The organism is Pseudomonas sp. GX19020, from assembly GCF_023371075.1.
GTDB lineage: Bacteria > Pseudomonadota > Alphaproteobacteria > Rhodobacterales > Rhodobacteraceae > Pseudogemmobacter.
Map to the genome: position 1 here is coordinate 128,450 of NZ_JAMCCR010000003.1, position 14,473 is coordinate 142,922.

Consider the following 14,473-nt stretch of genomic DNA (forward strand, 5'->3'; position numbering starts at 1 on the left):
GCGAAATGACCAGGCTCACCGCCGAATTCTGGGTCCAGGCCTATCTGCGCCGGCTTAATCTTGCGGATATCCCGGCCTATGTGACGGCCAAAGGGGATGCGACGGCGGGGGCGGTGATGGTGAAACTCGCCACGCTGGACGGGGAGGCTCAGGCCTTTGAACGCCGCACCGATCTGATGAGCGGCGGGCGCCAATGGATCACCTATGCCAGCGGTCCTGAACGTGATGTCGATGCGGCGCTGACCCGCGCCCGCGCCCGCGACCCCGACCTCTGGATCATCGAGATCGAGGACCGCGCCGGGCGGACATTGCTGGATGAACCAGGCCTTGCCGGCGACTGACCCTCTGAATAGCCCCATGTCTCGTGGCCACGCTCTCCGCTGATTTTGCGGTCAGGAGGCCATGATGGACATATGCAATTGCATAGACGGATTCAGGCGCGATGCGGTGGTGCAGATCCCTGTCGCGTCGGCGATGGTTCGGACCGGCCTCGGGTGAGCCAGCCCGCGCTCTGTGCCTCGCTACAGGCTCCCGTTGGGGCGGGAATGAGGCAAGGCAGGCGCCAGACTACACGCCTGGGCGGAGAACCGCGCTTGCTGATCGCGATCACCCTGGCCCATAAAACAGCGCGCGCCAGATGCGCCATGATGACAAAACAGCAGGACTACAGGGCGAAGAGGTGCGGGAAGCCGCCGCCTCCATGGGCAAAGGATCGAGTGGATCCGGATCGGAAAAGCCAGACAGCAGCTGCGGGCAATCCGGCTCGGGACGCAGATATGGACCTGCTTCGCCGATCACAATCACGGCCCGCCCCTTCTGAAAACTGCCGCACATACAGGCCCGGCAGAAGACCGCACCCGGACACTGGCCCCAGAAGTTTCTAGTCCAGAAGGCGCCGCGCGATGACCTGGGCCTGGATCTCCGCAGCCCCTTCAAAGATGTTCAGGATCCGCGCGTCACACAGGATCCGCGAGATGCGGTATTCCAGCGCAAAGCCATTGCCGCCATGGATCTGCAGCGCGTTATCCGCCGCGGACCAGGCCACGCGCGCACCCAGAAGTTTCGCCATCCCTGCCTCAAGGTCACAGCGCTTGTCGTGATCCTTTTGCCAGGCCGCGAAATAGGTCAGCTGCCGCGCGATCATCACCTCGACCGCCATCATGGCGAGCTTGCCGCCAACACGCGGAAATTCAACCAGAGATTTTCCGAATTGCTTACGGTCTTCGGCATATTGCAGCCCGGTCTCCAGCGCCGATTGCGCCACGCCGATCGCGCGCGCCCCGGTCTGGATCCGCGCCGATTCAAAAGTCTGCATCAGCTGTTTGAAGCCCTGGCCGGGCTGGCCACCCAGCAGGTTTTCCGCCTTCACTTTGAACCCGTCAAAGCCCAGCTCGTATTCCTTCATGCCGCGATAGCCGAGCACCTCGATCTCGCCGCCCGTCATGCCGGGCGTCGGGAAAGGGGCCTCATCGGTGCCCGGCGTCTTCTCGGCCAGAAACATCGACAGCCCGCGCCAGTCGGTGGTGTCGGGGTCGGTGCGCGCCAGCAGCGTCATCACATGGGTGCGCGCGGCATGGGTGATCCAGGTCTTATTGCCGGTGATCTCCCAACCCTCATCCGTCCGGACGGCGCGGGTGCGCAAGGATCCCAGATCCGAGCCGGTATTCGGTTCGGTGAACACGGCGGTCGGCAGGATCTCTCCGCTGGCCAGTTTCGGCAGCCATTGTGCTTTCTGGTCCGGCGTGCCGCCGCAAAGGATCAGCTCTGCCGCGATTTCAGACCGTGTTCCCAGCGATCCGACCCCGATATAGCCGCGCGACAGTTCTTCTGAGACCACCACCATCGAGGCTTTCGACAGGCCGAAGCCGCCGAATTCCTCAGGGATCGTCAAGCCGAACACGCCCATTTCGGCCAGTTCCGCGATCACCTCCATCGGGATCAGCTCGTCCTTCAGGTGCCAGTCATGGGCGCGCGGGATCACCTTTTCATCGGCATAGCGGCGGAACTGGTCGCGGATCATCTCGAGTTCGTCATCAAGACCCGAGGCACCAAAGGTCGCCCGCGCCTTGTCTTCGCGCATCAGCGTGACCAGCCGCGCCCGCGCCGCCGGGCTATTGCCCTCAGCGGCGAGCATCAGCGCCTCGGCCCCCGGCTCATAGTCCAGGCCCAGATCCGAGAGCCGCGCAATTTCTGTCTGGCTCATCGGGATGCCGCCCCGGATTTGCGCCAGGTATTCGCCAAACCCGATCTGCAGGATCAGGGCCTCGATCTCGCCGAAGCGGCCCTGGTCGCTCAGCCGCCCGGCCCAGGCATCCAGCTGGCGCAGCGCCTCGACATAGGTGGCCAGCCAGGACAACGCATGCGCGGCATATTGATGGGTCTCGAGCGCGGCTGCGCTGATCTTGCCGCCGGTGCTGACCTTTGCCCGCAGGGCCTCGCGCGCGTCGGTGAAAAGCCGGTCAAGCCCGGGCAGGCTCGCGGCGGTCAGCGCCTTCAGATCGGGAAGCAGGATCGCGGCAGAGGTCTGGGTGGCGGGCTGACCATCATGGGGCATGACTGGCTCCGATACTGGCTGAGATGAGGTCCGGTTTCGCCCGAATCCCTAGCGCCTTCGCAGTCGCAGCGCAATATCATTTCTCTATGAGGTCGTAGTGGGTTCTAAAGTGTCGTGGTGAAATATGTCACGAGGTTGCACCACAGGCATTCGCGATATCCGGGCGCGCCTCGGCGGGGACGACCTCGAATTCGACGCGGTAAAGCCGCGTGCCCTGATCCCAGGCTTCGAAAGCCCAGATGCCCGGGATCAGCTCTTCCTCTTCATCAAAGCGGAAGAAGCTGTTCACCTCGCCCGAATCGGTGATCGAGGTGACCCAGGTCTCGGGCCTCGCTCGGCCGGGGCGATAAATCCGGGCCTCGGCATTGGCGGTCACCTCGCCCGGGGCAGCGATCACGCGGATGCCGAAGGCAAGGCCGATACTTGCGGGGACGATATTTTCGTCCGGCCAGTGAAATTCGATCCGGTCGCGCGGCACATGCAGCCAGCCGGCAATCGTGTCGGGGGCAGGGGCGCGGTCCATCGCCTTCAGGGCGCAGAAAATGCCCCATTCCACCGCTGCAACCCTGTCTGACAGCTGCGGCGCGGCAATGGTGTCGGCCCGCAGCCCCGACGGGAGGACGAGCAGCGCGGAAAACAAAAGGGCGGTGAGGCGCGGAAAACGGATCATGTTGGCAAAGGAACCTCGCATAAAGAACCGGCGCAAGCCCTGTCACTGCGGCCCATGCCTTGCCACAGATGTCGGATATGGCCGGCCTCTAGCCGCCGGGGCAGCCGCGCAGCTCGACTGCGCCGCTGTCGGAGATGACGGTCACGGTGACACCCGAGCGGTCAAGTGCGAAAGGTTGACCCGTGGTCGGCACAAGATCGGCCACGGCCGTCAACACCTTGCCCTGGCGCGAGCTGACCGCCTGCGACACCCAGATCGTCTGGTCCGCGGTCTCGATGGCGACGGTCTCGGCTTTGCCCTGCACGGGCACGGCGATTGTGGCGGTCAGGCGCAGACCGTCCGAGATCGGCTCCACCGCACAGGTGATGGAGGAGAGCCCAGCCTCTTTGCCGGTCTTAGGCTGTCGCGACAGCGCCGCGTCGATCAGCGGGTCGCGCTTGCCGGGCATCATCAGCCCGGCATTCAGCTCGACTTCAGCCGGCAGGCAGATGTCGCGGCAGATGCCCATATCAAGGGACACCTCAAGCCGGATCGGGCGGGTCGGATCTTTTGGAATAAGTTCGACCGGCAGAACGAGTTGCTCTTTATAACCAATGGATTGCATCCCGTTGGTATGGAACACGCTTGGCGCGGGCCAGTGGATGCGAACCGATTTCAGATTCTCTGACCCGGACCAGTCAAATTGCGGCGGGATGCCGGCCGAGCCGGGGCTGCGCCAATAGGTCTTCCATCCAGGCGCGAGATCAAGCCGCAGCGCCGCCATGCGGGTGCCCTGGGCCGTGGTCCAGCCATCAAGAACCGAGGCCTTCAGAACCTGGTCCTGCGATGTATCGCGCGCCAGAGCCGCAAAAGGCATGGCCGCAAAGGGCAGGGCGACAAGGCAGGCGGCGGCAAGCGCGAATGAGAGTTTCCTGGTCATGGCGCCCAAAATAGGCTGCGGCCGGGCGGTGTGAAATCACAACCTGGCGACGAGCTTGTGTCTGTGGCCAAAGCGCCGCAGTCGGCGACCGGGATGCCACAAGTGCGGCTTGATCCGACCCCCTCAGCCCCGCTCCTGCGGAATTTACAGCCCTGACCCGTGCTTTCCCTTGAGCGGTGGCGCTTTGCACCCCATCCTTAAGACCGGAGGTGTGCCATGGAACTTGCAGGCAAGGTTCTGATCGCCATGCCGGGGATGCAGGATCCCGGCTTTGCTCATTCAGTCGTGCTGATCTGCGCCCATGGGCCGGAAAGCGCGATGGGGCTGATCATCAACAAGCCCTCGGCCGATCTGGATTTCAACAACCTGCTGAAACATCTGGGCATTGCGCCTACGGCTTCGGCCCGGCCCATCTCGGTCCGTCAGGGCGGGCCGGTCGAGCGCGGGCGCGGTTTCGTGCTGCATTCGCCCGACTGGCAGGGCGGCGAGACCCCGGTGATGGAGCTGCCGGGCGGCCTGCGGCTGTCGGTGTCGCTCGATATTCTCGAGGCGCTGGCGCGCGGTGCCGGGCCGGAGCAGGCGCTGCTGGCGCTTGGTTATGCGGGCTGGGGCGCGGGGCAGCTGGAAAGCGAGATCCTGAGGAATGACTGGCTCATTGCCGATGCCGGGCCAGAGCTGATCTTCGACCCGGTCGATGGCGGCAAATGGGGGCGGGCGATGCGGATGAACGGGATAGACCCGCTGACACTCTCGCCGGTTGCGGGCCGTGCGTAACTATGGCCGGGTATGAACTCTGCTGTAGGTGATCCCTGCCGCATCAGAATCCGGCTGCGGGTGCCGCGCACCCGACCGGGGCAGCGGCGGCCTTTCTGCCCAAAACTGTCCGTCAGATTTCTGTAGCGTGACGATTCGCGCACTGCTATCCTGTTGCCATAAAACAAAAGAACGAGCAGGCAGACAGGTATGGCAACGGGCTCACGGGCTACGTTCGTCATTTCCTGGGCACAGACAGAAGCAGATGGCGATCAACCGGCCTTGCCGGCGCTGATGACGGCCGGGGTCTCATGGCGCTGGTCGGGTGAGGCGATGCGTGTGGACGCGCCGCGAGATATCCTGCTTTTGGAAAACGCCCTGGGGATGGCCGATATCAGGCAGCGTGCCTCCCGCATGATCGGGCGGCTCACGGGAATGCCGTCAGTGCCCGGACCGGTCCGGGCGCTGCGCGCCACCCTGCATGGGGCCGAGGCGTCAGACGCGCCCAGCCTCGCGGGGCAGTGCTTCGTCGTTACCGATGGCGTAAGGTGCTGGACGGCCACCGTGTTGCAAGGTCAGGGCGATCTGTCGCCGGCCGATCCGGCAGGCTGGTTGCTTGCCTTTGAGGGTGCGATGCCGCCGAAGGATCGTGACCTCTGGCTGGTGCGCAGCCGTGTTTCGCTGGAAACCTCACGCGCCAGGGGGGGCGTGATCTGTTTTACGGGCGGCACGCGTATTCTGACGCCCTCGGGCCAGGTCGCGGTTGAGGCCCTGCGTCCCGGCGATCTGGTGATCACCCGCGACAATGGCGCGCAAGAGGTGATCTGGACCGGGCAGCGCCATATGTCGGGCGCACGGTTACATGCCATGCCGCGTCTGCGACCGATCCGGATCTGCGATGGCGCGCTCGGAGAGGGGGGCTTTGGCGAAGGCCGGCCTGATGGCGATCTGCTGGTCTCTCCGTCGCACCGGATCCTGATGCAGGGCCGCGTGGCGCAGGCGCTGTTTAATTGCGATGAGGTGCTGGTCAGAGCCAGCGACCTGGTCGACGATCACCGTATTCGCGCAGATCTCGCGTTGCGCGAAGTGACTTACCACCATATCTTGCTTGGCCGGCATGAGGTCGTCTTTGCCAATGGTCTGGGCGCTGACAGTTTCCATCCCGGTGAGGCTGAACCGGCGGGGCTTGATAGCAATGACTATCGCAGCCTTTGTGCACTGCTGCCGGGGGTCGCAGAGGATCCGATGAGCTATGGCGGGTTTGCCCGCCGCGGCCTGACGCCAGCCGAAGCAGCGCTGTTTCTCCATGAGGCGCGCGGCTGAGAGACAAGCCTCTGCGAGATGCGAGGCCGAAAGACGGAGCTGAAAGACGGCGGGCTGAAAATGCGCAAGCCCTGCGCTTGACTCCCCCCTCACGGGATGTATAAGCCCGCCACGCTCCCGGGTTAACGCCCGGGGCTTTTCATTGGTGTTGGTGGCTTTCGCAAGAAAGACCCTGTCGCCCCCGCCGCAAGGCATCCGAAAGGAAAAGGGGGAAAGGACAACGCCCTTCCCTGGCCCGGCAACGGGCGAAAACCGAAGGAGATCAGCGTGACCAAACGGACCGCTGCCAAGCATAAAATCGACCGCCGTATGGGCGAGAATATCTGGGGCCGCGCCAAGTCGCCGCTCAATAAGCGTGAATACGGCCCCGGCCAGCACGGCCAGCGCCGCAAGGGCAAGCTGTCGGACTTCGGTACCCAGCTGCGCGCCAAGCAGAAGCTGAAAGGCTACTATGGCGACCTGACCGAAAAGCAGTTCCGCCGCATCTATGGTGAAGCCGAGCGCGTCACCGGCGATACCGGTGAGAACCTCGTTGGCCTGCTCGAGCGTCGCCTCGACGCGCTGGTTTACCGCGCGAAATTCGTGCCGACCATCTTCGCGGCGCGTCAGTTCGTGAACCACGGCCATGTGCTGGTGAACGGCAAGGCAGTGAACATCGCGTCCTACCGCCTGCGTGAAGGCGATGTGGTCTCGGTGCGTGAAAAATCGCGCCAGCTCGCGATCATTGCCGAAGCCATCGCTCTGAGCGAGCGTGACGTTCCGGATTACATCGAAGTCGACAATCAGAAGCTGACCGCGAAACTGGTCCGCACCCCCAGCCTGTCGGACGTGCCCTATCCGGTCGTCATGGAGCCGAACCTGGTCGTCGAATATTACGCGAAAAACTGATCCCACAAGGATCGAAGATTTCGGAAAGGCCGCGCTTCTGTGCGGCCTTTCTTTATTTGCCCGGTCTCCGGTCTTTGCCCGAATGTGGAAGCCGCAGGATCGGCGGGCGGGGGCGGCGCCCGCCCCGGGCGCTTGCGACAGTTCGCTCAGCCGGTTTCTTTGTGCTTCTCTTTACGCAAAGCCCCGCTAAGAAACCCGGATGCAAACAGGAGTTTCCGCCCAATGACCGCCCCGAATCCCATCGAGAAGGCCTTCGAGAAGACGCTTTTCGGCAGCCGGTGGCTGATGGCGCCGATGTATCTCGGCCTGGTGGTCAGCCTGATCATGCTGGTCTTCATCTTCGGCCGCGACATCGTCTATTATTTCCCCAAACTGATGACGATGAACTCAGAAGACGTCATCCTTGTCGCGCTGACCCTGATCGACCTCACCCTCGCCGCCAATCTGGTGCTGATCGTGATGTTCTCCGGCTATGAGAATTTCGTCTCGCGCCTGGATGTCGACAGCGAGGACCGGCCCGGCTGGATGGGAAAGGTCGATTTCGGCGGCCTCAAGATGAAGCTGATCGCCTCGATCGTCGCGATTTCGGGGATCTCGCTGCTCAAGCGTTTCATGGAAATCGGCGATGCCAAACCGCTCAATCCGACCGATCTTTACTGGATGGTCGTCATCCATGTGACTTTCGTGGTCTCGGGTGTGCTCATGGCACTGATGGACTGGTTCCAGGCCAAATCCTATTCCAGCCGGAAATAAGCATCTCGCCTCTGGCTTTGCGTCCGGCCTGAGGCTAGAACCCGGACGACAGCAGGAGGGACAGATGTCCGAAGCGATCATTCCGCAACCGGGAATCCTTGATATCGCCCTTTACGAGGGCGGTAAGGCTTCGGTTGCGGGTGTGGCAAATGCCGTGAAGCTCTCGTCGAACGAGAATCCCTTCGGCGCGCCCGACCGGGCCAAAGACGCATTCCAGCGGGCGGTGCATACGCTGAACCGCTATCCCTCGACCGATCATGCGGCGCTGCGGACCGCGATTGCCGAAGTCCATGGTATTGATGCCGGCCGGGTCATCTGCGGCGCGGGCTCGGATGAGATCATCAATCTGCTGGTCCAGGCCTATGCCGGCCCGCGCGATGAGGTGATCTTTACCGAGCATGGTTTCCTCATGTACCGCATCTGCGCGCTTGCGGCCGGGGCCACTCCGGTCGAAGTGCCGGAACGCGAGCGTATGACCGATGTGGATGCGATCCTGCGGGAATGCGGGCCGCGCACCAAGCTGGTTTTTATCGCAAATCCGAACAATCCCACCGGCACGATGATCGCACCGGCCGAGGTCGCGCGGCTGGCAGCCGGTCTTCCGGCAAGGGCGATCCTGGTGCTTGACGGTGCCTATGCCGAATATGTCGAGGAATTCGACGGTGGCCGTGCGCTGATCGAAGCGCGCACGAATGTGGTGATGACCCGCACCTTCTCGAAGATCTACGGCCTTGGCGGGTTGCGGGTCGGCTGGGGCTATGGGCCGAAACATATCATCGATGTGCTTAACCGTATCCGTCAGCCCTTTAACCTTTCGACCGCGCAGCTTGAGGCGGCCGAGGCCGCTGTCCGCGATCAGGACTGGGTTGCAAAATCGCGCAGCGAAAATGCCCGGATGCGGACCTGGCTTGCCGGTGCCCTGGCCGAGGCGGGGGTGCCCTCCGATGTTTCTGCCGCGAATTTCATCCTTGCGCGATTCGCCAGCGGCGATGAGGCCGAGGCCTGTGATGCCTGGCTGCAGAAGGAAGGCCTGATCGTGCGCCGCGTCTCGGGCTATAAACTGCCCAATTGCCTGCGCATCACCGTTGGCGATGAGGCCAGCTGCCGCCGGGTGGCCCATGCGGTGAACCAGTTCAAGGCGCAGAAATGAGCGCAGGCGCGCCGGGCAGGTCTTCGCGCGCCGCTTTTCCGCGCATTGCATTGATCGGGCTGGGGCTGATCGCCTCTTCCATGGCGCATGCGCTGCGGGCCAAAGGGCTTTGCGACGAGATCACCGGCTATGCCCGTTCCGCAGAAACCCGTGCCATCGCGCTGGAGCTGTTTTGCGACCGGGTGACGGACAGCGCGGCCGAGGCTGTCGCGGGGGCCGATCTGGTGGTGCTTGCGGTCCCGGTGGGAGTGATGGGCGAGATCGCGGCCGAGATCGCGCCGCATCTGAAACCGGGCGCGATGGTTACCGATGTCGGCTCGGTCAAAGAGGCGGTGATTGAGGCGGTTGCGCCGCATATCCCTGCGGGCGTGCATTTCATCCCCGGCCATCCGCTGGCGGGAACCGAATATTCCGGGCCGCGATCCGGTTTCGCGACGCTGTTTGAAAACCGCTGGTGGCTGCTGACGCCGCTGGAAGGCCAGGCGCCCGGCCCGCTGGCCCGGTTGCGGGCGCTGCTCGAAGCCATCGGCGCCAATGTCGATGAGATGGAGCCGAAGCGCCATGATCTGGTTCTGGCCGTCGTCTCGCATACTCCGCATCTGATCGCCTTCACCATGGTGGGGGTCGCGGACCATCTCAGCCGTGTCACCCAGGAAGAGGTGATCAAATATTCCGCCTCCGGTTTCCGTGACTTTACCCGCATTGCGGCCTCGGACCCGACCATGTGGCGCGATGTCTTCCTGACCAATAAGGAAGCGGTGCTCGATATCCTCGGGCGTTTCACCGAAGAGCTGTTCATGCTTCAGCGCCAGATCCGCATGGGCGAGGGTGAGCAGCTTCATGCCTATTTCTCCCGCACCCGTGAAATCCGGCGTGGCATCATCGAGGCAGGTCAGGATACTTCGGCTCCGGATTTTGGACGGGCCGCGCGCCATAAGGGCGATGAGGCCGGTTTGGCGGATGCCGGTCTGACCGAGGCTGGCCCGGTGGAGAGTGACGCGCCGGACAGGGCCGGAGCCTGACCGCCATCTTGCGGGGGCAGGGACGGTTCCGTTCGGAGGGGAGACGATGATGAAGCCCAGGTTTGCGGCCCTTTTGCTGCTTTTCCCGCTGGCGATGACTCCGGCCCTTGCCGAGCCGATGAAGCGCTCGCCGCGCCCGCTGGCCAATCCTGTGCTTGCAGCCTCCACTCCTTCGGGTCCCGCGACGATATCCGCCCCTGTCACCGCGCTGATTGGTCCGGGCCTGCCTGCGCCCGCTGTGGCGGCGGCAAAGCCGGTGGTTCCGGCGCCGCCGGCCAATCCCCGGCTGGATGTGATCCGGCTCAGTTCCTCCAACAAAGTGGCTATGCCTGTTACAGGCCCGGACACTGGACCAGTCACCGGGCCTGTTATGGCCGAAGCCGCGCCGCATCTGCCCTTGATCGGAGAGATGCTGCCGGCGTCGATGCCGCTGCCGCAACCGGCTGCAAGTCCAGGCCCGGCGAGCGTCGCCCCGGCGGCAAAAACAGCGCCGTCACCTGTTCCCGAGACGGCTGCGGTGGTCGCACCTGCGGCGGCCCCGGCCCCCGGTCCCCGCCCCAAAGCCCGCCCGAAGGCGGTGGAAAAGCTGGCACAGACGAAATCCGCCCCTGCCCCTGAAACTGCTGCGCCCTCCCCGGTGGCACAGGCGAATGCGGCAGGGCTTATGACCTCGCAGCGGCCAAAGCAGCGGCCGGCCAAAATCATCGGCCTGGCCTCGGCGGCAATCCCCGTATCGGCCACAGTGCCAAAGGTGGTTCCCGAGAAAGACACCGGCAGGGGCAAGAAGAAATCGAAAGAGCCGGTCTCCGTCAAAGGCTCGGTTTGCGGCGTCGCCGCGATCAAGGGCGAGAAAATCGCGCCGATCACCTCGAAAGTTCAGGGCTGCGGCCTGCCGGACGGGGTGCGGGTCACCTCGGTTTCAGGCGTCCGGCTTTCGATGGCGGTGACCGTCGACTGTGGCACAGCCAAAGCGCTGAACACCTGGGTCGAGCGTGTCGCACAACCGGCCTATGGCAATCAGATCACCGAATTGCAGATCGCCGGCCACTATGTCTGCCGCCCCCGGAACAACAAAAAAGGGGCCAAAGTCTCTGAACACGGGCGTGGCAAGGCGGTGGATATCTCGGGCCTGCGGCTTGCTTCAGGCAAAGTGCTGCGGGTGCTGGGCGGGTTTGATCAGACGATGCGCAAGGCCCATAGGGGCGCCTGCGGCATCTTCGGCACCACGCTTGGCCCAGGCTCGGACGGCTATCACGAAGACCATATGCATTTCGATACCGCCAGTCATCGCAACGGCGCCTATTGCCGCTGAGGCGCCCGCAATTTCAGGCGCCCCAATTCTCAGGCGGGACCGGTCCTCAGCCCTGCGGTGCAGGCAGGGCGCCAAGTTTCGGCGCCGGACCCAGCGGCAGCGGCCCGAAATTCATCAGCCCGTCTTTCAGCACCAGATCCATCCTGACTTCCTGGGTTTCCGCGTTCTGCTGTGCCATGCCCCGCAACATGCTGGACAGGTAACCGGCCATATTCGGCGCGATCACGCCTGCCGCAACCAGCAAGCGCGGCAGCTGTTCCCATCCCCGGACTGTCAGCGTGACGGTCCCGGCAGCAAAACCCTCGCTGTCGGGCGCGATATTGCCTGAAGTCACCAGCTGCAGCTCGCCCCAGGTCAGCGAGATATCGGTGATCCCGACCGACACAACCTGCGGATTTGTCGCACCGGCATGCCGGTCGAGCGGCGCCGTCAGGGTGACGATGGTGTTGAAGTGGAACCGGTCGATCTGGGCGGGCAGTGCGCTTTCAGGTGCCTGGGGCAGCTCGACCGCCGCCAGCCTGGCAAGGAACGTCGGATCCGGCCGGATCGCCGTCAGGGTCGCCCCGAGATGATAGCTGTTCGGCGCGTCTGCGGCCTCGATCCGCAGGCTCGAAGGGCCAAAACCCAGCGACAGGCCCGAATTCTGGGTTACGTTCAGCGTTTCGGCCGAGAATGCCGCCAGCGCCAGCGGCAGATCCAGCGCAGGCGCCGCGCGCAGGCTGGCATGAAGTTTGCTGCCGTCGAGCTGAAACACCTGATCTCCCAGGGTGATCACCTGACTGTCGGGCAGCCAGAAAACCAGATGCCAGGGCTTCCAGGTCATCGCATAGGCATAGGCCGCGCCGCCCTGATAGCGGATCACGCCAGAAGGATCGCTGTAAGCGATGCTCTCAGTTGAAAGGTCAAAGCGGCTTGGGAACCCGGTCAGGCCAAAGCCCGGCAGATCCAGCATTGCCCCCGAAGCGCGCTGATCCGCGATCAGCTGTTCGGTCTGACTGAGGATCACATAGCGCCCGGCAAACCACCAGCCGCACCAGAGTGTAAGGAATACCGCACCAATTCCGATCAGCCAGCGCATTGCTTGCCCCTTTTCCTGACAGCCCGTTTCAGTGTTTACAGGTTGAGACACAGGAGAGCCAGCCTTGCCCGAAGCCGACCCCGTCCTCACCGCCGACCCGCTCTGGATCTTTGGCTATGGCTCGCTGATCTGGAACCCGGAATTCCCGGTGGCCGAACGTCGGCTGGCCCGTGCGCGTGGCTGGCGCCGCAGTTTCTGTATGTGGTCGATCCATCATCGCGGCAGCGAGGAGAACCCGGGCCTCGTGCTGGCCCTGGATGCGGATGCGGCGGGCCATTGCGACGGCCTCGCCTTCCGCGTCGAGCCGGGCGAGGAAGCCACGACGCTTGCCGCTTTGCGCGAGCGCGAGCTGGTTTCCTCCGCCTATATCGAGGTCTCGGTACAGCTGGAGACTGCCGCGGGCGGGATCAGGGCGCTGGCCTATGTCGTCGACCGGCATCACGTGCAATATACCGGCGCCCTCGGGCTGGAAGAGCAGGCCGGGATCATCGCCCAGGCCCATGGCGGGCGCGGTCCGAACCGCGACTATCTCTGGTCGACGACGCAGCATCTGGCCGAGCTGGGCATTGCGGATCCCGAACTTGACTGGCTCTCGGACAGGGTGCGCCGCATCGCGGGATGAGGCAGGGCAGGGGAGCTGCCCCCTGCGTCTGATGTCACCACCGGAGGCTCTGGCGCTTAACACTTGCTGGCTGACATCAGGATTTCATTTGGCAGCGCGGCGCAACCTGCTAAGGTTGACAAAAGCAGTCAACCTGGCAGGCAGTTCTTCATGCAAAGACCCGAGGCAACGCCGGGTTCCCGGTCGCGCGAGGCGGTCGGCACGACCTTCAGCCAGCCGATCCGCGCCATTGTGACCATGTTGATCGTCTGCGCCCTGGTGGCAGTGGGCGTCTGGTTCATGCATAAACGTCTTGAAGACATCATGCTGATCAATCCCTGGCTGAACGGGATGATCGCTTTCGTCTTCATCCTGGGGGTGATCACCTGTTTCTGGCAGGTCTGGATCCTTGCGCAATCGGTCAGCTGGATCGAGAATTTTGTCCGCGAGACACCTGGCGTCGATGAGACCCAGGCGCCGTTGCTGCTGGCACCGCTGGCCTCGCTTCTGAAATCACGGACCGGGCGGGGGCTTGCCATTTCATCCAGCTCGGGCCGGTCGATCCTTGATTCTGTTGCGCAAAGGGTGGACGAGGCGCGCGATATCACCAGATATCTGATCAACCTTCTGGTGTTCCTCGGGCTTCTCGGCACCTTCTGGGGGCTGGCCACCACGGTGCCTTCGGTGGTCGAAACCATTCGCAGCCTTTCGCCCAAAGAAGGCGAAAGCGGCATCGCGATTTTCGGCAAACTGATGCAGGGGCTTGAGGGCCAGCTGGGCGGCATGGGGACCGCGTTTTCCTCGTCACTGCTGGGTCTTGGTGGCTCGCTTGTGCTCGGCCTTCTCGAACTCTTCGCCGGCCATGGCCAGAACCGGTTTTACCGCGAGCTGGAAGAATGGCTGTCTTCGATCACACGGATCGGCCTTGCAGAAGGCGATGCGGGTGGTGGCGATCAGTCGGCAGCTGTGATGGTGCTCGACCAGCTGGCCACGCAGATGGAGGGAATGCAGGCGCATTACATCCAGGCCGATCAGGCGCGGGCGGGGCTGCAGCAGCGGCTGGAAGGATTGTCTTTGGCCGTGGCACAGCTTGCCGCGGCGCAACAGGCGGCGGCTCAGCAAGCGGAAGATCAGGCTGCGCAACGGGCCGCAGAACGGGCCGCAGAACGAACCCGGCATGTCCCGGACGAAGAGACGCTGGCCCTTCTGCGCCGGATGGCCGAGGGACAGGAGCGGCTTCTGGCGGCGCTGTCAAAGACCGGCCCTGCCGGCGAGGATCCCGAAAGCCGGATGCGACTGCGCTCGATCGATGTGCAGATGCTGCGGGTTCTCGAGGAAATCAGCGCCGGTCGGCAGGAGACCCTTGCCGATCTGCGCCATGATCTCGCGCAGCTGACGCTGGCGGTGCGGCAGCTTGCCCGTCAGCCTCTGCCCCCCGCGCGGAGCTGAG

The 14,473-nt window shown here is 63.8% G+C and carries 14 protein-coding genes; 10 read left to right on the forward strand and 4 right to left on the reverse strand.

Going from position 1 to position 14,473, the window contains the following annotated elements; genetic code table 11:
* The first annotated feature begins 5 nt into the window (after positions 1-5).
* The gene (locus M3484_RS07880) at positions 6-341 is read left to right on the forward strand and encodes a DUF1491 family protein (protein WP_092895293.1); all 336 of its coding nucleotides are present in this window, start codon (positions 6-8) and stop codon (positions 339-341) included.
* 539 nt (positions 342-880) lie between these two features.
* On the opposite strand, the gene M3484_RS07885 is transcribed toward M3484_RS07880, so the two are convergent.
* The 3 genes from M3484_RS07885 to M3484_RS07895 all read right to left on the reverse strand — a co-directional run bounded on the left by M3484_RS07885 (position 881) and on the right by M3484_RS07895 (position 4,143).
* On the reverse strand, positions 881-2,554 hold the full coding sequence (locus M3484_RS07885; RefSeq protein WP_249496451.1) for an acyl-CoA dehydrogenase family protein: 1,674 nt from the start codon (positions 2,552-2,554) through the stop codon (positions 881-883).
* Positions 2,555-2,681: 127 nt separating this feature from the next.
* Positions 2,682-3,224, reverse strand: a complete 543-nt coding sequence (locus M3484_RS07890; protein ID WP_249496452.1) for a DUF3859 domain-containing protein — start codon at positions 3,222-3,224, stop codon at positions 2,682-2,684.
* 88 nt (positions 3,225-3,312) lie between these two features.
* Entirely contained in the window at positions 3,313-4,143 is an 831-nt protein-coding gene (locus M3484_RS07895) for a protein-disulfide reductase DsbD domain-containing protein (RefSeq protein WP_249496453.1), read from the reverse strand.
* A gap of 216 nt (positions 4,144-4,359) precedes the next feature.
* Between M3484_RS07895 and M3484_RS07900 the strand changes: the two genes are divergently transcribed.
* The 7 genes from M3484_RS07900 (at position 4,360) to M3484_RS07930 (ending at position 11,344) form a co-directional block, all read left to right on the forward strand.
* Complete coding sequence (locus M3484_RS07900) at positions 4,360-4,917, forward strand: YqgE/AlgH family protein (RefSeq protein ID WP_249496454.1); 558 nt, start codon at positions 4,360-4,362, stop codon at positions 4,915-4,917.
* Between the two features lie 189 nt (positions 4,918-5,106).
* Positions 5,107-6,219: a Hint domain-containing protein gene (locus M3484_RS07905; RefSeq protein ID WP_249496455.1), complete on the forward strand. Its 1,113-nt coding sequence runs from the start codon at positions 5,107-5,109 to the stop codon at positions 6,217-6,219.
* A 267-nt stretch (positions 6,220-6,486) separates the two neighbouring features.
* Positions 6,487-7,107, forward strand: a complete 621-nt coding sequence (rpsD, locus tag M3484_RS07910) for a 30S ribosomal protein S4 (RefSeq protein WP_092901189.1) — start codon at positions 6,487-6,489, stop codon at positions 7,105-7,107.
* Positions 7,108-7,329: 222 nt separating this feature from the next.
* Positions 7,330-7,860, forward strand: coding sequence for a TIGR00645 family protein (locus M3484_RS07915; protein WP_092895305.1), 531 nt, complete (start codon positions 7,330-7,332; stop codon positions 7,858-7,860).
* Positions 7,861-7,924: 64 nt separating this feature from the next.
* Positions 7,925-9,010 (forward strand): histidinol-phosphate transaminase, encoded by a 1,086-nt coding sequence (hisC, locus tag M3484_RS07920; protein WP_249496456.1) that lies wholly within the window; start codon positions 7,925-7,927, stop codon positions 9,008-9,010.
* Positions 9,007-10,032: a prephenate/arogenate dehydrogenase family protein gene (locus tag M3484_RS07925; RefSeq protein WP_249496457.1), complete on the forward strand. Its 1,026-nt coding sequence runs from the start codon at positions 9,007-9,009 to the stop codon at positions 10,030-10,032. The genes hisC and M3484_RS07925 overlap by 4 nt, the downstream gene beginning before the upstream one ends.
* 49 nt (positions 10,033-10,081) lie before the next feature.
* Positions 10,082-11,344: an extensin family protein gene (locus M3484_RS07930; protein WP_249496458.1), complete on the forward strand. Its 1,263-nt coding sequence runs from the start codon at positions 10,082-10,084 to the stop codon at positions 11,342-11,344.
* Between the two features lie 46 nt (positions 11,345-11,390).
* On the opposite strand, the gene M3484_RS07935 is transcribed toward M3484_RS07930, so the two are convergent.
* The gene (locus tag M3484_RS07935) at positions 11,391-12,422 is read right to left on the reverse strand and encodes a DUF2125 domain-containing protein (RefSeq protein WP_249496459.1); all 1,032 of its coding nucleotides are present in this window, start codon (positions 12,420-12,422) and stop codon (positions 11,391-11,393) included.
* Between the two features lie 64 nt (positions 12,423-12,486).
* Between M3484_RS07935 and M3484_RS07940 the strand changes: the two genes are divergently transcribed.
* Entirely contained in the window at positions 12,487-13,044 is a 558-nt protein-coding gene (locus M3484_RS07940) for a gamma-glutamylcyclotransferase (RefSeq protein ID WP_092895313.1), read from the forward strand.
* Between the two features lie 150 nt (positions 13,045-13,194).
* Complete coding sequence (locus M3484_RS07945) at positions 13,195-14,472, forward strand: hypothetical protein (RefSeq protein ID WP_249496460.1); 1,278 nt, start codon at positions 13,195-13,197, stop codon at positions 14,470-14,472.
* Position 14,473: the final 1 nt, after the last annotated feature.